At 37.5% G+C, this 18,073-nt stretch carries 22 protein-coding genes; 14 read left to right on the top strand and 8 right to left on the bottom strand.

Annotated features, from left to right (window positions below; genetic code table 11):
- The first annotated feature begins 54 nt into the window (after positions 1–54).
- The 5 genes from M3627_RS16730 (at position 55) to M3627_RS16710 (ending at position 4,626) form a co-directional block, all read left to right on the top strand.
- Entirely contained in the window at positions 55–1,197 is a 1,143-nt protein-coding gene (locus M3627_RS16730) for a DUF445 domain-containing protein (RefSeq protein ID WP_251556672.1), read from the top strand.
- 42 nt (positions 1,198–1,239) lie between these two features.
- Positions 1,240–1,584, top strand: coding sequence for a YlbF family regulator (locus tag M3627_RS16725; protein ID WP_251556671.1), 345 nt, complete (start codon positions 1,240–1,242; stop codon positions 1,582–1,584).
- Positions 1,585–1,703: 119 nt separating this feature from the next.
- Positions 1,704–2,483, top strand: coding sequence for an enoyl-CoA hydratase (locus tag M3627_RS16720; RefSeq protein WP_251556670.1), 780 nt, complete (start codon positions 1,704–1,706; stop codon positions 2,481–2,483).
- Between the two features lie 585 nt (positions 2,484–3,068).
- Positions 3,069–3,623 carry a sigma-70 family RNA polymerase sigma factor gene (locus tag M3627_RS16715; RefSeq protein WP_251556669.1) on the top strand — a complete coding sequence of 185 codons (555 nt, stop codon included), beginning with the start codon at positions 3,069–3,071 and terminating at the stop codon, positions 3,621–3,623.
- Positions 3,610–4,626 (top strand): anti-sigma factor, encoded by a 1,017-nt coding sequence (locus M3627_RS16710; protein WP_251556666.1) that lies wholly within the window; start codon positions 3,610–3,612, stop codon positions 4,624–4,626. The genes M3627_RS16715 and M3627_RS16710 overlap by 14 nt, the downstream gene beginning before the upstream one ends.
- A gap of 48 nt (positions 4,627–4,674) precedes the next feature.
- Here M3627_RS16710 and M3627_RS16705 read toward each other — a convergent pair whose 3' ends face one another.
- Positions 4,675–4,860 carry a YhzD family protein gene (locus tag M3627_RS16705; protein WP_251556665.1) on the bottom strand — a complete coding sequence of 62 codons (186 nt, stop codon included), beginning with the start codon at positions 4,858–4,860 and terminating at the stop codon, positions 4,675–4,677.
- A 138-nt stretch (positions 4,861–4,998) separates the two neighbouring features.
- Here M3627_RS16705 and M3627_RS16700 point away from each other — a divergent pair, with 138 nt between their 5' ends.
- From M3627_RS16700 to yhaM, 6 genes are all read left to right on the top strand, one after another.
- Positions 4,999–5,199, top strand: coding sequence for a helix-turn-helix transcriptional regulator (locus M3627_RS16700; protein WP_169361391.1), 201 nt, complete (start codon positions 4,999–5,001; stop codon positions 5,197–5,199).
- Complete coding sequence (locus M3627_RS16695) at positions 5,200–5,511, top strand: DUF2178 domain-containing protein (RefSeq protein ID WP_251556663.1); 312 nt, start codon at positions 5,200–5,202, stop codon at positions 5,509–5,511.
- Positions 5,512–5,526: 15 nt separating this feature from the next.
- Positions 5,527–5,715, top strand: coding sequence for a hypothetical protein (locus M3627_RS16690; protein WP_251556661.1), 189 nt, complete (start codon positions 5,527–5,529; stop codon positions 5,713–5,715).
- A 90-nt stretch (positions 5,716–5,805) separates the two neighbouring features.
- Positions 5,806–7,011: a metallophosphoesterase family protein gene (locus M3627_RS16685; protein ID WP_251556659.1), complete on the top strand. Its 1,206-nt coding sequence runs from the start codon at positions 5,806–5,808 to the stop codon at positions 7,009–7,011.
- Between the two features lie 5 nt (positions 7,012–7,016).
- Positions 7,017–9,734 (top strand): ATP-binding protein, encoded by a 2,718-nt coding sequence (locus tag M3627_RS16680; RefSeq protein ID WP_251556657.1) that lies wholly within the window; start codon positions 7,017–7,019, stop codon positions 9,732–9,734.
- The gene (gene yhaM, locus M3627_RS16675) at positions 9,731–10,669 is read left to right on the top strand and encodes a 3'-5' exoribonuclease YhaM (protein WP_251556655.1); all 939 of its coding nucleotides are present in this window, start codon (positions 9,731–9,733) and stop codon (positions 10,667–10,669) included. The genes M3627_RS16680 and yhaM overlap by 4 nt, the downstream gene beginning before the upstream one ends.
- A 115-nt stretch (positions 10,670–10,784) precedes the next feature.
- Here the strand turns inward: yhaM and M3627_RS16670 are convergent, their stop codons facing one another.
- On the bottom strand, positions 10,785–11,723 hold the full coding sequence (locus M3627_RS16670) for a peptidylprolyl isomerase (RefSeq protein WP_251556653.1): 939 nt from the start codon (positions 11,721–11,723) through the stop codon (positions 10,785–10,787).
- Between the two features lie 139 nt (positions 11,724–11,862).
- Between M3627_RS16670 and M3627_RS16665 the strand changes: the two genes are divergently transcribed.
- A complete protein-coding gene (locus tag M3627_RS16665) occupies positions 11,863–11,979 on the top strand; it encodes a YjcZ family sporulation protein (RefSeq protein WP_169361385.1) in 117 nt (38 codons plus the stop codon).
- 98 nt (positions 11,980–12,077) lie between these two features.
- On the opposite strand, the gene M3627_RS16660 is transcribed toward M3627_RS16665, so the two are convergent.
- The 6 genes from M3627_RS16660 to M3627_RS16635 all read right to left on the bottom strand — a co-directional run bounded on the left by M3627_RS16660 (position 12,078) and on the right by M3627_RS16635 (position 15,364).
- Positions 12,078–12,263, bottom strand: coding sequence for a hypothetical protein (locus tag M3627_RS16660; RefSeq protein WP_090570160.1), 186 nt, complete (start codon positions 12,261–12,263; stop codon positions 12,078–12,080).
- Between the two features lie 68 nt (positions 12,264–12,331).
- Positions 12,332–12,877 (bottom strand): DUF3267 domain-containing protein, encoded by a 546-nt coding sequence (locus M3627_RS16655; RefSeq protein ID WP_169361384.1) that lies wholly within the window; start codon positions 12,875–12,877, stop codon positions 12,332–12,334.
- Between the two features lie 121 nt (positions 12,878–12,998).
- Entirely contained in the window at positions 12,999–13,532 is a 534-nt protein-coding gene (locus tag M3627_RS16650) for an HTH-type transcriptional regulator Hpr (protein ID WP_169361383.1), read from the bottom strand.
- A gap of 283 nt (positions 13,533–13,815) precedes the next feature.
- Complete coding sequence (locus tag M3627_RS16645) at positions 13,816–14,193, bottom strand: YtxH domain-containing protein (RefSeq protein WP_169361382.1); 378 nt, start codon at positions 14,191–14,193, stop codon at positions 13,816–13,818.
- 106 nt (positions 14,194–14,299) lie between these two features.
- Positions 14,300–14,824 (bottom strand): tryptophan transporter, encoded by a 525-nt coding sequence (locus M3627_RS16640; protein WP_169361381.1) that lies wholly within the window; start codon positions 14,822–14,824, stop codon positions 14,300–14,302.
- A 111-nt stretch (positions 14,825–14,935) separates the two neighbouring features.
- Entirely contained in the window at positions 14,936–15,364 is a 429-nt protein-coding gene (locus tag M3627_RS16635; RefSeq protein WP_169361380.1) for an HIT family protein, read from the bottom strand.
- A gap of 155 nt (positions 15,365–15,519) precedes the next feature.
- Between M3627_RS16635 and M3627_RS16630 the strand changes: the two genes are divergently transcribed.
- Both M3627_RS16630 and M3627_RS16625 read left to right on the top strand, forming a co-directional pair.
- The gene (locus tag M3627_RS16630) at positions 15,520–16,260 is read left to right on the top strand and encodes an ABC transporter ATP-binding protein (RefSeq protein WP_251556652.1); all 741 of its coding nucleotides are present in this window, start codon (positions 15,520–15,522) and stop codon (positions 16,258–16,260) included.
- Positions 16,253–17,449 carry an ABC transporter permease gene (locus M3627_RS16625; RefSeq protein ID WP_251556651.1) on the top strand — a complete coding sequence of 399 codons (1,197 nt, stop codon included), beginning with the start codon at positions 16,253–16,255 and terminating at the stop codon, positions 17,447–17,449. The genes M3627_RS16630 and M3627_RS16625 overlap by 8 nt, the downstream gene beginning before the upstream one ends.
- Positions 17,450–18,073 lie beyond the last annotated feature (624 nt).

The following is an 18,073-nucleotide window of genomic DNA, read 5'->3' as shown; positions in this document are numbered from 1 at the left end:
TTTCTCCCTCCTCTGCTATAATAATCTAGAAGCTAGAGGAAAAAGGTGAGATGGATGGGTTTTTTATGGACAATCATATTCATGGCAGTCGTTGGAGCAGCAATTGGAGCGGTTACTAACCATTTTGCCATTAAAATGCTATTTAGACCACATGAAGCAAAGTATATAGGATCATGGAGAGTTCCGTTTACTCCAGGTTTGATACCAAAGCGACGGGATGAGCTTGCCAAACAATTAGGAATAACTGTTATCAAGCATTTATTGACTCCGGATATTTTCAAAAAGAAGTACTTTAATGATGCAATGAAGAGTAAGGCTAATGACTTTGTTGTAAAGCAGCTAAATAAAAATATATTACAATCAGATAAAACTGTACATGATTGGTTGAAGCTTGCAGGAATTGAATCTGTGCCATCTCTTGTGAATGCAAAAATAGATGAACAGGTTGATATACAGTTCAATCGTATTTTAGCAAAGTTAGAGAATGAGACAATTCGTCAAATTGCTCCACTAGATTGGCAAGAAAAGGCCAATAGCAAGGTTGGGGATATTGTTTCTTATATTCTTCATAAGGGTGAGGAATTTTTCCAATCAGAAGAAGGTAAAAGTACAGTTAAGAAGCTGATTGATGATTTCCTTTCTACTAAAGGAACACTTGGTAATATGATACAAATGTTTATGGGAGATTCCAACTCACTTGTGGGCAAGGTACAGCCTGAAATTTTAAAGTTTCTACGGGCACCTGGAACAAAAGTGATGCTCGAAAACATTGTTCAAAACGAGTGGGAGAAGCTTAAGGATCGACCATTGGCTGAGATGATGGAAGGCTTTGATTTTGATCCACTAGTAGTCAACGTCAAGGCATATTTAAGAGAGCAGCTTGCAATTGAAGATAGATTAAATTATAGTTTAAACCATTACTTCCCTGGTGCCTCTGAATGGGTCGAGACCCAAATGGTACCGAAAATAACTAATTTTGCTTTTGTTGAAGCAGAGTCTAAATTAGAGGAAGTATTGCGTAAAATGAAGCTAGAGGAAATGGTTAAAGAGCAGGTTGACTCATTCCCAGTAGCACGATTAGAGGATATCGTACTTGGAATCTCTAAAAGAGAATTCAAAATGATTACGGTTCTCGGTGGTGTATTAGGGGGACTTATAGGAATTATACAAGGTCTAATCGTATTCCTAACTAGCTAATAAAAGGCGAGTTCGATGCCTAAAAAAAGGAGCATACAAAACATGATTAATATTTATGACGACATTAACAAACTAGAGACATCACTACGCCAAACAGATGAATTCGCAAACGTGAAAGCAGCAGTAGAATCAGTAAAGGCAGACCCAGAGGCACTTGCTCTATTCCAAAGCTTCCGTAAAATTCAGCTTTCCCTACAAGAAAAGCAAATGAAGGGCGAAGAAATCTCTGGGGAAGAGATTGAATACGCACAAAAAACGGCACAACTTGCGCAAACAAACGAGAAAATCTTTCACATGCTACAATCTGAAATGGCACTTAGCCAAATGATTGAAGAGATCAATCGTGTGTTACTAAAACCAGTTCAAGATTTGTATGAAGGAATTTAAGATGGATTTAAAGCTCTAGGCTTCTTGCTTAGAGCTTTTTTTATTGGCTAAAAAGAAGGATTAAAGTAATTAATGACGAATTATAAAAATGAATGACTATTCACAAAGGGGATTTTATTATGTACAAAACTTTACTATTTGAACAAGAGGGGCGTATTGCCACACTAACGTTAAACAGACCAAATTCAATGAACGCTATGGATGAAACGATGATGGAGGAATTAGCAGATATTCTTGATGAGCTGAGAGGAAATAAATCTGTCCAGGTTTTAATCATTAAAGGAGAAGGCCGTGCATTCTCAGCTGGCGGGGATATTAAAGCAATGCTCAGCGATGAAAAGCCACTCGATATAGAAGCTGCCATGGACTATTTAACTCGTATTGCAACAAGCTTGTATACATTGCCTCAAATTACGGTTGCCTCCGTACATGGTGCGGCAGCTGGCCTTGGCTTTAGCATGGTATTAGGCTGCGATATTATTATCGCCGAGGAAAATAGTAAGCTAGCGATGAACTTCATCGGAATTGGCTTGATACCTGATGGAGGGGGTCACTTCTTCTTAAAGGAAAGAGTCGGCATACCTAAGGCAAAGCAGCTTATGTGGAGCGGACAATTATTAAACGGCAAGGAAGCACAGAAGTTAGGATTAGTAGACGAGGTAGCGCCAGATGGAGCAGGACATGCAACAGCAGCAGCCTATGCCCAAAAGCTGTTAGCATCACCTGTAGCAGCAATGATTACTTCTAAAGAAATCTTGCATCTGTCTAAAATAAATGAACTACAAGCCATTTTAAGAGGCGAAGCAAAAGGTCAAACAGCAATGCGTAAAACCACAGACCACCAAGAAGGCATACAAGCATTCGTGCAAAAGCGTAAACCTGCCTTTAAAGGGGAGTAATGATAGTGAGAGCCGAGGTAGTTGTATGCCTCGGCTCTGTTTTGTTTTGGAACATTATAAAAAAAGGGGGAAGTGTATTTAAGAATGTGGAAAGTGCACTTAAATACATAGAAATCGCAACTAAGTCAGCAAACCACTCCTAAAATCTCAAAAATCTCACCTAAACGCTTGGGAAGTGTCACATAAAAAGTGGAAAAGTGCACCTAACCTCATGCAAAATGTCCCATAACCAATCGGGAAGCGCCCGTAAATCAATAGAATGCGCCCATAAATCCTGAAAGAGCCCATAACTTCATCTAAAGTGTCCCATAAAGGGAAGGAGAGTGTCCCATAAGCACCAGAAAATAGCCCATAAATTAATCAAAATCGCCCGTAAACTTGCCAGGCGCCCATAACCTCATGCAAAGCGTCCCATAACCAACAGAAAAACGCCCGTAAATCAATAAAAAGCGCCCATAAACCAACAAGCCACCCCCCACAAAGGTGGCTCTCCCCATTACTCCTCCTATATATTTTCCCAAAAATTTAATTTAAACTGTAACAATATAGAGATCCAAACGTTTTAGGTTAGAAGGGAGGCAGGGTATGAAGAAGCAAAGGCAAGATGATTTAGAAACAGTCTATTTGGCGTATGCGAAGCCTCTCTACTTTTATTTACTTAAACTAACCGGTTCAGATACTATTGCAGAAGAGCTTGTACAGGAGACCTTTTATAGAGCGACACTCTCCCTTGATTTATATGAGGGGGGACAGGTGAAAAGCTGGCTATATAAGGTAGCTAGAAATACATATATGGATGAATGGCGAAAGCGAAAGAGGTGGAGGTGGGTTCCCCTCTATGACTATCTCTCCAATTCAGAGGAATATGTAAGTCCTTATGGGATACCGGAAGAGGATTTATTAACTCAGGAAAGCTCCCATGAGATCAAGGATGTATCCCTCCTGCTCCCAGAAAATTACCGAACCATTTTGTATTTAAGAGAATTTGAGGAATTTTCTTATGAGGAGATTGCAAATACGCTAGAGATTACGATAGACCAAGTCAAAGTAACGATACATAGGGCACGACAACGATTTAAACAATTGGCAGAGCGACTTGGTAAGGATTTTGATAGGAGTGGAAAAGATGGAATGGAATGATGATAAAGCAAAAGCAATTGTACAAAAGCATAAAAAACGTTTTTCATGGAAGTTATCTTTTAATGTGATTCGTGTACTTTTAGGAATTGTTCTTGTATATGCCATTTATATGATAAGCGTTTCAATTATTTATGATGCTACCAATGTAGGTAAGCGTAATGAATTTTATCAGAAACTAGCGGTTGATTGGACCTATCCGGGTTATACCTCCAGTATTTTTTTCGATGGTACGAATGAAATTAATCCATTTTTAACACAAAAGATTGAATTTCCTTTAATTAAAATAATAGGGAAAGAGGAGTTTGCCGTAACAAAGTTTAGCTTAAATAAACCTCTTATAGACTCTTATACCGCTATAACCGTTGATGAATATTTTCCCTATAACACAGACAATAAATTTTCATTTTCTTTACCCTATAATCCTGTAACGAATGAAAAACTAGACGAAACCGAGACGCCGGATGTTTGGAACCAATTAGTGCACATCCATGAAGGAAATGTTGCGCAACTAGCCTTTTCAACGAACAGGTATTACTCTCCAGAGGAGTTACTAGAATTGGTTTCCAATTATCAAGTAGATGTACTTTGGATGCCAGTTTATATGGGGGAGTTAAAGAACTTCACTGAAGGTGGCTGGAGTGGCAGTGAAAACGATATAACATTAGCAAAACCTTGGGGGTTAGCTGGATTTAAACATGTAGATGAAGACTTTAACATCACATATTCGACCACTAATTTAAACACCGAAACAGTCAAAGAAAGCCAAGAAATCATGCTTAAAAATATGGGGAAAATGATCGAAGAAGATAGAAACCTTGCGGAAACATTACTAGGAACAGCTTACCTTCAAGAGAGATATGACTATCTTCAAAAAGAAGGATTTCAAGTATATGGAGCAGTTGTAACAGGACCAGTGAAGGAACTGTTGAAACTGAAGGAAATAGAAGGAATCCATAACGCAAAGCTTGGAGAGATCAAACCATGGAATTGGATTGAACAATAAAAAAGGACTTAGCCCGTTAATTATAGCGGTGCTAAGTCCCTTTTTATATTACACATGAAACAATATTAGCTTGCCGGAGCTATTAACAAGGCGATGTGTTTTATTGCCATAGCCTTTTTCGTTAATTGCTTCCTCGCCTTGTTTTTTTGCTGCTTCGTCGTTTTCGTAATTCCATGTTTCCTCAATGATCAGTTCCCCTGTTGGTTCAAATGCTGTGAATTTATATGCTTTCATATATCATACACCCCTTATGTATTCTTAAAATTCATTATACAACAAAAATTAAAAAATAAAAGTAAAGTCAGCTTGACATTGCTTCGGAAAGTAAAGTATACTTTACGTAAAGTTAGCTTTACAAAAGGGAGGGTACCGGTGAAAAATTATGTTCGGGATAAGCGAATGGAACTAGGGTTGACGCAGGATGAATTATCAGAAAAACTAGAGGTGTCTCGGCAGACTATCATTTCTTTAGAAAAAGGAAAGTATAATCCATCTATTCAATTGGCTTTTAAGCTTTCCAGGTTATTCAAATGTTATATAGAAGACATTTTCATTTACGAGGGGGACGATTAAATGAATGCAGAATTTGATTGGTTCACGTTTTTAATTGGGATACCAACGGCGATAGTAATTATGGGGATTACGTTTTTTGTTTTTCGTAGAATCGGAAAGAAAAAAAGACTGTTTGATGAAAGGTACAATCAAGTACATTCAACAGCAAGATCTTTTTCCTGGAAAGTCACAACTGCTGCAATATTAGTAGCATGGATGATTATTATCATTGTAGAGGGGCCAGGACTTGCATTTTTTGTAATGACCGGTCTTTGGGTTATACACATAGTCTCTTATGGGGTAGGGGCTGCAGTAGCAGATAAAAATAACTAAGAGGAGGAATAAATCATGACCAAAGCTAAATGGGCACTAGTGGCATCCTTATTTGCTTTAATCGGAATGCCATTAATTTTCTTAGGAGTTTCCATATATACAGGGCAATGGTATTACTTCCTCTTTAGCCTGCCGGCGGGGTTAACAGCAGGGATAACTGGGTTAGTATCATCTCTTGTACAAATACAATTGGAAAAGAAATAAAAGTAGGGCTATCGCACATTTATTTGTGTATAGCCTTTTTTATATGATAAAATAAGAACAAATATTCTATTTTTAGTGAGGTGTAGTAGGATGGCAGCTATTCGTTTTTTACATGTGGCAGATTTACATTTGGACAGTCCCTTTAAAGGTCTTTCATCTATCCCTAAAAATAGATGGCAGGAAATCAGAGAAAGCACGTTTCATGCCTTTGAAAATATGATTCAGTATGCAGTTACGACTAAGCCAGACTTTGTACTAATAGCAGGAGATATATATGATGGTGAAAATCGGAGCTTGAGAGCCCAGCATTTATTTCAAAGGGGAATGGAAGCTCTTCGAGAAGTCGGGATACCAGTTTTTATTTGTCATGGGAATCATGATCATTTGAGTGGCAACTGGGTGCGTTTCCAGTTACCTGACAATGTACAGGTGTTTGGCCAGGACGTAGAGACTAAAACGATTGCTGTCCAAGGAAATCAAGTTCATATTTCCGGCTTTAGCTATAAGGAGCGCCATATTCGAGAGGCGATGCATTCCTATTATCCGAATGCCAGTGGCCAGGGCTACCATATCGGAATGCTACATGGGAGCGTAGAGGGAGACAAAGACCATGATGTGTATGCTCCGTTTCGTCAAAGTGATTTGATCGGGAAGGGGTATGACTACTGGGCGCTTGGACATATACATAAGCGACAGGTATTACATATGGATCCTGCTATTGTTTATCCAGGTAATATTCAAAGCCGCCATCGAAATGAAAGAGGTAAGAAAGGTTTTTATGAGGTAACTCTCTCCAAAGATAAAACGAACCTACAATTTGTTCCATGTAGCATGTTTATATACGAACAGTTAGAGGTTTCCTGCAAGCATATAATCCATGCCAATGAATTGATAAGCCTTGTAGAGCAGGAGTTGAAAGATTACGTTGAAAAGAATGGAAATGCCATAATAGAACTTACGCTTTCCGATATCTCAGAGGAAACTTTTGAAATGCTTGATGCCTCATCGAAGGAGGAGTGGCTAGCTATTTTTCAGGAATCTCTAGACAAGCATAATCCATTTATTCTCCTCAAGGATTTAACTATTAACCTACCAGCTAGTCAGTTAAACGAAGCACTTATACTTTCGGAAATATGGGAAGGGTGGGATTCTGCCGAGTGGAAGCTTGCCGTAAAAGAATTGTATCAGCATCCAAAAGGTAGTCGATATCTACCAAGCATTGACGAGCATTTCATTGAAGAGGTCAAAGAAGAATCAAAACAATTACTGAACAAGGCTGTATCGAGGGGAGTGTAGAGGGTATGAAAATAGAAAAGCTCCACATATATGGCTTTGGAAAGCATGAAAATCTAGAAGTTAATGTACATGATGGGATTAACGTATTCTATGGAGAAAATGAAGCAGGGAAGTCCACGATTCAGCAATTTATACTTCACATCCTTTTTGGCTTCCCACAACGAAATTCACAGCTGTTAAGATATGAGCCTAGAAGTAATGCCACCTACGGAGGTAAAATACAAATTCTAATGGACGATGCCAGTAGAGTTTTCATCGAGAGAGTAAAAGGGAAGGCAAGTGGAGATGTTACCTTATATTTTGAGGATGGGACTCGTGGAGGAGAAAAGGAGCTTGCGACAATATTGAATGCTTATAGTCGAGCTGACTATGAGGCAATCTTTTCATTTTCTTTACTTCAGCTACAAGGGTTTGAAAAAATGACGGAGGAAGAGCTGACACGTACTTTACTTTCTTCTGGAACTACAGGAATGGACACGTTATCTAGCGTTGAAATGCAGTTTGCAAAAGAAATGGGAGAGCTATATAAGCCTACTGGACGAAAGCCCTTCATCAATCAAAAAATGGAGGAGATACGACAGCTTGAAACTGCTTGGAAGGCACAAATGGACCAAGTGGAAAAGTACGAGCCCTCCATCCAGCGTTTAAATGAGATTGAAAGTATCTTAAAAGAATCGGTAGGACGTGAGAAAGAGCTAGCGGACCAACTTCAAAGTTATTCACATTGGAAGCAATTAAAACCGTTAAAAATAGCGGAAAATGAGCTTTTAGAGAAATTGGATAAGCTACCAAGTCATTCATTTCCTCCGGAAGGTCTTCGACGATATGAGGCTGTTAAGGACAAGCAGACCAATACTCAAATAGCGGTAGAACAATTTAAGCAGGAGCTGCAGTCAATTGCCCATAGTAGTGAAGCAATAGCTTCAGAAAATCTAGAGGAAATCCAAGGCTTTTTAAGCCAGGAATCCCAATGGCATCAATTACGTGCAAAACGAGTCCAGTTAGAAGAGGAGCATAGTAAAACTCTCCAGCAGCAAATGCAAGAGCTTAGCCTAGTTGGAATTGATTGGGAAAGCAGCTTGAATGATATAGTGACGGCTGATGTATCAATCCAGCAGGAGGACCGGCTGGTGACGATGCTTAACCAACAAGAGCAGCTTAATCAGCAATTTCAACAAGAAGAACGTTTGCTAAACCTGAAAATGCAGGATGTCGAGCAGCTAGAAAAACGGCTACGTGAATCTAAACGTTCACGTAATTCATCTAAGGGTCAAAGTAACACAAAAGGTATTCTGTTCTCACTAGTAGGATTTGTATTGATAGTTGGGTTAATCTTTAGTTTTCTTGCCTCCAATTGGCTAATTGCGCTCCTTACTGTAATTATAAGTGCTGGGGTATACGGCGGATTTACCTTGCTCATCAAAGGTCTTCAAAAAGATAATGAGGCTCAGCAATATACAGATTTATTAGAGGACGAATTAAAAAGTCTTAAGGATCAAATCATGCGTCTAGAAGGTGTTATCTCAGAAATTGAACACCAAAAGAAGGAATGTAAGCGTAAAATTTATGCCTTTTTAAGAACTTATCAAATTGATGAGGAATTATCCCCAAGCCTACTGCCTGAGTTATTTACCCGGTTAAGACTTATTCAAAATCAACAAATCCAACTTGACCAGATGGAAGGTAAGCTCGAGGAAGTCAGTAGAAATTTAAGGGACTTGGAACGCAGAGCACAGTCCTTAGTGAAATCCCAGTTAGTAGAAGATATTTTATTTCATCAGCTCCGAGAAATTTATTTGAAAGAAAAGAAACGGCTTGAAGAAGAGCAGACTACTCTTAGTAAAATAACAAAGCTTCAAGAAAAGTTAAATGAGCTAGAATTGTTATTAAGTGCTCAGGAACAGCAGATTACTACGCTGTTTATGGAGGTGGGAGTTTCAACAGAAAGTGATTTTTACCAAGCACATGTAGTTTCGCAAGCTAGAGCAGCGCTAGAAAAAGAATTAGAGCATGTAAGAATGCAATTAGGCGATCGAAAAGTAAACATAAATGATTTTGAAGAAGGCTTTGAAGTAACAGCAAGAGAAACTTTAGAGGCGATGAAAGAAAAAAGTCAAATTCTTTTAGAAGAAAAAGCAACCTTACTTTATGAAACGAGTCGCTTACTCGAGAATGAGGAACAAAGTCAAAAGCTACAGCAATTAGAAGAGAAAAAATCAGAGCTGTATGAGTTAGTAAAAAAATGGGCTGCTTATAAAACGGTAACAGAAGCAATCAAGCAGACAGTATTGCAGTTAAAAGAAGAACGGCTGCCAGACGTACTTGATAAAGCCAAAAGCTATTTTAGGATCTTAACGGACGAATCTTACGAGCTGTTAGAGTTTACACCCGAGGGATTATTCGAGGCCGTTAAACCTAGTGGAGAACGATTTCGAATAGCAGAGCTAAGTCAGGCCACGAAGGAGCAGGCATATATTGCATTAAGGATTGCATTAGCCGTTTCCTTAAAGAATAGGGTAGCTTTTCCTATTATTCTAGATGATCCATTTGTACATTTCGATCGAAACCGCTTAAAACAAGTGGTACAATTAATGAAAGAGCTACAAAATGAACATCAATTACTATATTTTACGTGTCATGAGCATATGCGTCTTAGTTGGAATGAGGCTCATATAATAGATGTAGCGACATTACAAGTTGGAAGTGGAGGGGTTTTGAGATGAAGGGAATTACACAACTACGAGTAGGAGATCCTGTCGATCATTTCTTACTGATTAAACAATCAACTAAAGGTATCACTACCGTTGGAAAACCGTTTATGTCACTAATATTGCAGGATAAAAGTGGAGATATTGAAGCGAAGCTATGGGATACGAATGAGGAGCATGAAAAGCAATACGCAGCTAGTCAAATAGTGCGTGTCGGTGGAGAAATCCAAGACTATCGCGGGAAATTCCAGCTACGAGTAAAAAGTATCCGACCTGTGAAATCAGACGAGACGATATCTATTAATGACTTAGTCCCATCAGCAGAAAAGTCAAAAGAAGAATTGATGGAGGAGTTACTTCAATTTTTCTTCGAGATGAAAAACCCTGTGATACAACGAGTAACACGTCATTTAATGAAAAAGCATCAAACTGCATTTATGACATATCCAGCTGCTACTAAAAATCATCATGATTATGCTTCTGGTTTAATCGATCATGTTGTTTCCATGCTTAAGCTAGGGAAATCGCTTTGCGAGCTGTATCCGACTTTAAACAAGGATCTTTTGTATGCCGGGATCATCTTACATGATATTGGGAAGGTTTTAGAGCTTTCTGGTCCTGTCGCTACTACGTATACAATTGAAGGTAACCTTCTAGGGCATATTACGATAATGGTAAATGAAATATCAAAGGCAGCGGAAGAGCTTCAAATTGAAGGCGAAGAAATAATGCTCCTTCAGCATATGGTGCTTTCACATCATGGTAAAGAAGAGTGGGGCAGTCCTAAGCGTCCAATGGTGCGTGAAGCGGAGATCTTGCACTATATTGATAATATCGATGCCAAGATGAATATGCTTAATCGTGCTTTAGCAAAAACAAATCCAGGTGAATTCACTGAGCGTCTATTCCCATTAGAAAATCGTTCCTTCTATAAACCTACTTTTGAATAGCTAGAAAAACCGTAAAGGTTAAGTAGACCTTTACGGTTTTTTATATGTCCAGCTAAAAGATAAAAGGAGACCGCAACTATAAAGTTGCGGTCTCTTTTATCAAAACGATATCTAATTATTTTTCAGTTTCTTCAGTTGTTGCATCTTCTTCAGTTGCTGGTTGCTCTGTAGAACCTGCAGCGTCTCCTGCAGCTAAAAATTCATCCAACGCTTTTTCTAAATCTTTATCTTTGATGTCAACTTTAGCATCTTTTAACAATTTAGAAATTTTAGGTAGTAATGCAGCTTGATCTGCTTTTTCAAGTTTCAAGTTTTTCTCTAACTCTGCTTTTTTGTCATCATATGACTCTTTAACTTCACGCTTGTCCGTAACTTCGATAACGTGGAATCCAAAGCTAGATTGAACTGGCTCACTGATTACGTTAGGCTCTAAGGCAAATGCAGCTTCTTCAAATTCTGCAGCCATTGCACCTTTACCAAACCAACCTAATTCTCCACCACTTTGTTGTGCAGCTGGTTCTGTAGAATAAGCTTTTGCCACTTCCGCAAAATCTTTTCCGGATTCTAATTCAGCTTTAACTTTCTTAGCCGTTTCTTCATCCTCTACAAGCACGTGGCGTGCATTAATTTCATTTTTCGTATTTTCATATTCAGCCTTAATTTCATCTTCTGAAACTTCTACATCTTCAATAAGAGCAGCTTCTTGTAGAAGGTTAAGACGTAAATACTTTTTGTAGGATTCTTCTGTGTATCCTTGTTGTGCAAGCAATGTTTCAAAGTTTTCCCCAAGTTGTTCTTTATCTGCTTTTAGCTGAGCATCTACTTGTTTGTCGGTAACATCGTACTTAGAGTCTAATACTTTTTCAATCATAAGAAGTTGAAAAGCTTGATCTCCAATAGAAGCCTTCATTTCTTCATATAAATCATTTTGTGTAATGTCGCCTACTTTAGAGGATGCAATTACTTTACTGCTATCTGCAGATTCATTGTCATTACAAGCCCCTAATGCAAGAACAGATGCTGCTAATGTTAATGATAAAACTGTTTTTTTCATAAAAATCTCTCCTAACTTCATCTTGCTGCAACTGTAACTATACCATAAACGAAATAAAAACAAAAATGGTTCCCGTGCATTTGCCCACCATATTTGGAAACCACCGCATAAGATAAATTAGAAAGAGGAGGTGTTCTAAATGGGTGGACAATACAACTACGGCGGTGGCTCTGGTGCTGGTGCTGGTTCAGGTTTTGCTTTATTGGTAGTTCTGTTTATTCTTTTGATTATCGTTGGCGCTGCTTTCATCTACTAACGTAATCAATGACTAAGGACACTTAGGTGTTCTTAGTCACTGTATGGCTAATAAAAGAAATGACCCAATCATATAAATGATTTGGGTCAATTTTTCTATTAAACTGCGTAAACTAACTCAACATAGAAAGATACAAGAAGAATCGTAATTAATATATTAATGGTTCTAAAAATCTTAGGATGTTTTTCTTCTGGGATTTCTTTTGACATCACAAGTGCATATGTCATTCGATTAATTTGTAGCAAGTAAAATGCTGAGAATAGAACTAAAGTAAATATGATCATGTCTAAACTCCCTTCATGTACACTAAGCATATCAAATTAGGGGTATTAGTTACAAGTGTAACATATTACTAATGATGGGAAGCGACGATTAAAATTTGATAACCAGCGTCTGTTTCTTCGACAAAAGCACTTCTAGGTGATTTACTTAAATTCTTTACATAGATCAAATCTATCAGGCACATACCGCAATGATAGGCTAATAGCATAATGAAATAATGGGCAAAATGTGGCGCCACAAGAGCACCTATTAGAATAGCAGCGTTTATAAAAATAAAAGGTGAAAGCAACGAAAATATAAACTGATATTTATTTATTGGTTCACAGACTTTTATGGAAACTATCGGAAGAAAACCATAACGTCTGTTAAGAGTTACTTTTATATGATCACGAATCGTAAATAACGGAAGAAAATGAAACAACTTGTGAAGTGGATATACCATTATCATACCAATCGCAAATAGCCAAAAGAAGTCATCAGATTTATGTGAGTCATTAATAGTTTCTTGTAAAGCATAGACAATTGAAAAAACGGACATAACTAGTATGGAAGATAGGAAAAATAGCCGTTCCATACCATATTGTTTTTTGACATTAATAGTTTTCCAACAATGCAAGATTGATGCATCTCCTATATAGTAAAATATATTTCAGATACATACAATACGATGTTTCTATATAAAATACAAGCTTATTAATTGTAAAGATTTATAGAACGCTTACATTGCTGATATGACGCTATTCTGCCTTTGTGAAAGACTCATCAATATTTTGAATAGAACGCTCGAATATTTCCATGAAGTCGTCACCATAAATATTGCGAATAACTGCCATAACATCCATGAAGTCTGGAAACCTGCCGTACAAATCTTTCATTGGACGAGACCCTTCAATAACAGAATGAGGAGTTTGGTGGTAATTCTCATACATTTCCTCTAAAAGTAGTTGACCTTTTTCCGTAACGTCTACATAAGTGTTGCGCTTGTCTGTGTCTCGTTTAGAGAAAGAAAGCAATCCACGCTCCTCGAGTTTCTTAGAGAAATTAAAGGCTGTAGAAACATGCATAACTCCAAATTTAGCTACATCTGAAATGGTCGCACCTTTTAAATGATAGGATATCCATAAAATATGGTGTTCATTAATATTAAGGTCATAGGGCTTAATCCATGTTTGCCAATCTTTTTCCACTGCCTTCCAAAGAGCCTTGGAAAGTTGAGCGATTCGCTGACTATATAGCATTGCTTCCTTCATCGTATAAAATTGATCAGTCATCTCGTATGCCTTCTTTCTGGTATATAATCTTAACACATTATAGCAATAAAGTAAGAAAATTGAAATAAAATATTTGAAAATATTATTAATTTTATAATAATTTATTTTATTTCAACATTAGTCCAGTTAGACAAAATTTCCTATATCGATAAGTATAGACACCTATAGTTAGTCTAGCAAGCTATTCATATAGATATATTTTAGAATAATTGAAACATTCAAAAATCTATAGGTTTAAAAAAAAGTATGCCTTTAATCTAAAAGACTAAACGCATACTGGTGGTTAGTTAGTAACTATAACTTCTTTTTTCTTAGGAAGTGCTTGTTCAAGCTCATCAATAGCTGTTTGAATGGATGAAATCTCATTTTGTAATTGTTGTTGGAGAGGGGCTGTGTCGCTTTGCCACTTTTCAACGCTTTCTTTCACATCTTTGACTGTTCGTGGAATCATAACCTGTGATTCTGCCTTTAAGCTTTGTATCGATACCTTCACTTTTCGTAGCTGATCGTTAATATCGGAAAGCTTGTCTTTGTAGTCAGCAGATACCGCTTTAATATTTTCCCTAACTTCTGGACCACTTTTAGGGGTGGATAAAAGTACAGTAGTCGCACCTGTTAATGCTCCAAGAGCTACACCAATTAATAATTGTGATACTTTCATGCAAATCACTCCTTATATGTATATATTATTCCTTTCCTTTCCATTATTAAAACATAATATTCAATACAAAAAAAGCTTTCCTCATAAAAGGAAAGCTTTTTATAATTTAAATGGTAAGTGCAGTATTAAAATTAGAGCGTTTCACAAGTTTTACGACAATGGGATAAATGATAAAAAATGCTATGCCATTTATAAGTATTGCTGGTAAAACGACTATTAGGAAGAGTTCTGTAAATACTGCTCCCGCATTAAATATGAAAATAGCGGTGGATAGGAAAACAGTTCCTGATATTAGAGTGCCAACGCAAGTTAAAACGACTGCTACGGCCAATTTGTTAGCTAATTTGTTTAAAATAATAACTAGACCAAAGAAAACAAATGCAGTGATTGTCTTATCTATTATATTTGGAACAAAGCCACCAGGGAAGGTCGAAAATAATCCTGAAATTATTCCTGTGGAGAACCCTAGTAAAAATACACTTTTGACCTCGGGAAATAATAGTATTCCAATAAACATCATGGTCAACATAAAGTCTGGCTTCATACCCCCGTTAATGCCGGGAATAATAATGTAAAGCACTGCTCCTACACCAACTAGTAAAGACATTAGTACAAGATTTTTCGTATTCATTTCTCATCTCTCCTCAACTTTTCTCAGGCTATTTAGTTCTCCTAACGTATCCTCATGATCGTTAGCAAGAAACTTATTATTGATTGTAAATCTTTTTCCTTTTAAAAGCAATTAGTTGGCTGATAATTTATTTGACAGTTCTTTTGCCAAGTCCTGAATCATTTCGGATGAATAGGTTTTTTCCTTCGTATTCCAACTGAGCTTCAGTCCATCGGTTTGATCGTAACGAGGGATAAAATGCAAATGAAAATGGAAAACGCTTTGTCCGGCAGGGGCACCGTTATTATTTAATAGGTTCATCCCAACAGGTCCAAACGTATCCTTTAATGCAGACGCAATTTTTGGAACTACCTTAAATAAATTGCTAGCCTCTTCTTCGCTTAAGTCATATACATTTTCCTTGTGGGATTTAGGAATGATTAACGTATGTCCCTTTGTCAGAGGCATAATATCCATAAAAGCATACACATGTTCATCCTCATAAATTTTAGCACTAGGGATAGAGCCATCGATTATTTTACAAAAAATACAGTTACTCATGAAAAAACCTCCTATTCATTATTAGGATGAGTTTAACATATAATAGGACAAGTTTGTTTTTCTTTTTAACAATTTGAGAGATAGAAATGAAATGACAGAAGATTTTTAAGGCAGGCTTTGGTAAAATTATAATTAAGAAGAAGTGAGGTGTAGAAATGACTGTACTAGAAGTAAAAAATGTAACAGGTGGATATACAAGAAAGCCTGTATTGCATGATTTGGACTTTTCTATTGGTAAAGGAGAGCTTGTAGGTTTAATCGGGCTGAATGGTGCTGGGAAAAGTACAACGATCAAGCATATTATTGGAACAATGAATGCCGCAAAAGGGGAAATTCTACTAAACGGAAAGACGTTAAAGGACGACCCAGCACTATATCGCTCTTCTTTTTCTTATATACCAGAAACGCCGGTATTATATGACGAGTTAACGTTAAATGAACATTTAGAGCTTACGGCTATGGCCTACAATTTGGACAAGGATGTATTTGAGGCAAGAAAAACTTCCCTATTAAAAGAGTTTCGTATGGAAAAACGATTAAACTGGTTTCCAACTCATTTTTCTAAGGGAATGCGTCAAAAAGTGATGATTATGTGTGCATTTTTAGTGAGTCCATCCCTATACATTATTGATGAACCGTTTGTAGGTCTGGACCCTTTAGGTATTCAATCACTACTGGATCAGATGAAAGCAAGAAAGGATGAGGGGGCTTCTGTCCTCATGTCGACACATATTCTATCAACAGCTGAACGATATTGTGATCGCATACTTCTTTTGCATAATGGGAAAATTCGTGCACAAGGAACGATGACGGACTTACGAGCAGCATTTAACATGCCATATGCTACATTAGATGATCTTTACATCGAAATGACAAAGGAACAACAAGATGAATAATTTGCGTGAAGTATGGAGTAAGCGATTTGTCTTCTATATAAATGAGCTCCAGAAATATATGAAATTTATTGTTTCTGGTCATTTGGCTATTGTTATCGTATTTGCGATTGGCGCGCTAGGCTATACGTATAGTGGATGGCTAAACACAGCTCCTAAGGATTTTCCCGCATATTTGGTAGTTGCGTTTATCTTAAGTATCTTAGTTACATTAAGCACACCTGTTACTCTGTTAAAAAATGCAGACAGTGTGTATTTTTTGCCGTTAGAAACAAAGTTAGGGGAATATCTACGACTGGCACTTCGTTGGACCTATTTCTCTTCAATCGTAGTCACTTTGGCTGCATATGTTGTGGCAATTCCTTTACTTACAAGAGTAGCTGGCAGTACAAGAGAAGAAATTATTGCTCTATTGCTATTTTTATTAGTGTTAAAGTATTGGAGCATCCATACGGAGTTCAACTTCCGATGGGCTGCTAATGGAAGAGGTGTATGGGGAGACCGTTTTCTACGCTTTCTACTTGTATTAGTAGCACTGTATTTCCTATTGAATGGAAGCTATTTATTTGTGATTTTAGTGGCTATTGTACAATTTATTTATACAATGGCATGGGTGAAAAAGAAAAAAGAAGTTCCATTTCCATTTGAGCACTTTATTGTAGTTGAGCAATCTCGTATGATGAGATTTTACCGATTTGCTAATTACTTTACCGATGTTCCACATATTCGTGGAGCAACCAAAAGAAGAAAATGGTTGGATGTATTTTATAAGCTGGCGAGATATGGACAAAAAAATACTCAGCTTTACTTAGTTATGAGGACTTTCATCCGAACGAATGACTTTTTCTATTTGTGGCTGCGTTTAACTGGACTTGCGATCATCGGAGCTATATTCATTCCGTTCCCAATCGTATCCATCATATTTGCCGCTGCCCTTTCCTTTGCTACAGTTATTCAGATTAAGCATGCACTATTGTCAGGATATGAATTTAGAATGGATCTTTTGTTTCCTATTGAAAAGGACGCAAGAAAGCAATCAGTTGCGCGTTTGATTAGAATCCTTCAGTTCATTCAAGCAGTGGCTGTTTTGATAGGTGTTCTAATCCAAGGCGGAAATTCTCCTATCACATACTTAGTACCAGTAGCCGTGTTAGTAGTGTCAGAACTAACTTTGCGAATGAGTAAAATCTAATTGTTGAAATAAAAAACTGCAAATACACTCAAGTAAATTGAGTGGTTTGCAGTTTTTTTATTGGAGAAACAAAGTATGGAGTAAGTAGGTTGGAGTACCACATAAAGAGTATGGAAAGCGCCCATAAACAGGTTAGAAGTGACCCATAAATCAAAGAAAAGCGCCCGTAAACGTGGGAATCGCCCATAGGTTGATGGAAAGTGTCCCATAAAGAGTATGGAAAGCGCCCATAAACAGGTTCGAAGTGTCCCATAAATCAAAGAAAAGCGCCCGTAAAGGTGTGAATCGCCCGTAGGCAGGCGGAAAGTGTCCCATAAAGAGTATGGAAAGCGCCCATAAACAGGATGGAAGTGACCCATAAATCAAAGAAAAGCGCCCGTAAACGTGGGAATCGCCCATAGGTTGATGGAAAGTGTCCCATAAAGTGTAGGAAAGCGCCCATAAACAGGTTAGGAGTGTCCCATAAATCAAAGCAAAGCGCCCGTAAACGTGGGAATCGCGAGAACGTATAAAATTTTGTGTAAATGACCATAACTTTCCTATAGGAGATGATCATTATGCAAAATTACGAAAATATGAGAATCAAGGATTTAGCTAGAGAGTGTCAATCTGTTGATGACATCA

Source organism: Psychrobacillus sp. MER TA 171 (genome assembly GCF_023713305.1).
Taxonomy (GTDB): Bacteria; Bacillota; Bacilli; order Bacillales_A; family Planococcaceae; genus Psychrobacillus.
Note: the sequence above shows the minus strand (reverse complement) of the source record. Positions and strands in the feature narration are given on the sequence as shown.

What these genes read in the sequence shown, in the direction of transcription:
- yhaM (WP_251556655.1), top strand. Translation starts at nt 9,731, where the DNA reads ATGAAGGGAATTACACAACTACGAGTAGGAGATCCTGTCGATCATTTC.
- M3627_RS16695 (WP_251556663.1), top strand. Translation starts at nt 5,200, where the DNA reads ATGAATGCAGAATTTGATTGGTTCACGTTTTTAATTGGGATACCAACG.
- M3627_RS16665 (WP_169361385.1), top strand. Translation starts at nt 11,863, where the DNA reads ATGGGTGGACAATACAACTACGGCGGTGGCTCTGGTGCTGGTGCTGGT.
- M3627_RS16625 (WP_251556651.1), top strand. Translation starts at nt 16,253, where the DNA reads ATGAATAATTTGCGTGAAGTATGGAGTAAGCGATTTGTCTTCTATATA.
- M3627_RS16690 (WP_251556661.1), top strand. Translation starts at nt 5,527, where the DNA reads ATGACCAAAGCTAAATGGGCACTAGTGGCATCCTTATTTGCTTTAATC.
- M3627_RS16720 (WP_251556670.1), top strand. Translation starts at nt 1,704, where the DNA reads ATGTACAAAACTTTACTATTTGAACAAGAGGGGCGTATTGCCACACTA.
- M3627_RS16685 (WP_251556659.1), top strand. Translation starts at nt 5,806, where the DNA reads ATGGCAGCTATTCGTTTTTTACATGTGGCAGATTTACATTTGGACAGT.
- M3627_RS16645 (WP_169361382.1), bottom strand. Translation starts at nt 14,193, where the DNA reads ATGAAAGTATCACAATTATTAATTGGTGTAGCTCTTGGAGCATTAACA.
- M3627_RS16670 (WP_251556653.1), bottom strand. Translation starts at nt 11,723, where the DNA reads ATGAAAAAAACAGTTTTATCATTAACATTAGCAGCATCTGTTCTTGCA.
- M3627_RS16650 (WP_169361383.1), bottom strand. Translation starts at nt 13,532, where the DNA reads ATGACTGATCAATTTTATACGATGAAGGAAGCAATGCTATATAGTCAG.
- M3627_RS16660 (WP_090570160.1), bottom strand. Translation starts at nt 12,263, where the DNA reads ATGATCATATTTACTTTAGTTCTATTCTCAGCATTTTACTTGCTACAA.
- M3627_RS16640 (WP_169361381.1), bottom strand. Translation starts at nt 14,824, where the DNA reads ATGAATACGAAAAATCTTGTACTAATGTCTTTACTAGTTGGTGTAGGA.
- M3627_RS16680 (WP_251556657.1), top strand. Translation starts at nt 7,017, where the DNA reads ATGAAAATAGAAAAGCTCCACATATATGGCTTTGGAAAGCATGAAAAT.
- M3627_RS16635 (WP_169361380.1), bottom strand. Translation starts at nt 15,364, where the DNA reads ATGAGTAACTGTATTTTTTGTAAAATAATCGATGGCTCTATCCCTAGT.
- M3627_RS16705 (WP_251556665.1), bottom strand. Translation starts at nt 4,860, where the DNA reads ATGAAAGCATATAAATTCACAGCATTTGAACCAACAGGGGAACTGATC.
- M3627_RS16730 (WP_251556672.1), top strand. Translation starts at nt 55, where the DNA reads ATGGGTTTTTTATGGACAATCATATTCATGGCAGTCGTTGGAGCAGCA.
- M3627_RS16710 (WP_251556666.1), top strand. Translation starts at nt 3,610, where the DNA reads ATGGAATGGAATGATGATAAAGCAAAAGCAATTGTACAAAAGCATAAA.
- M3627_RS16725 (WP_251556671.1), top strand. Translation starts at nt 1,240, where the DNA reads ATGATTAATATTTATGACGACATTAACAAACTAGAGACATCACTACGC.
- M3627_RS16630 (WP_251556652.1), top strand. Translation starts at nt 15,520, where the DNA reads ATGACTGTACTAGAAGTAAAAAATGTAACAGGTGGATATACAAGAAAG.
- M3627_RS16715 (WP_251556669.1), top strand. Translation starts at nt 3,069, where the DNA reads ATGAAGAAGCAAAGGCAAGATGATTTAGAAACAGTCTATTTGGCGTAT.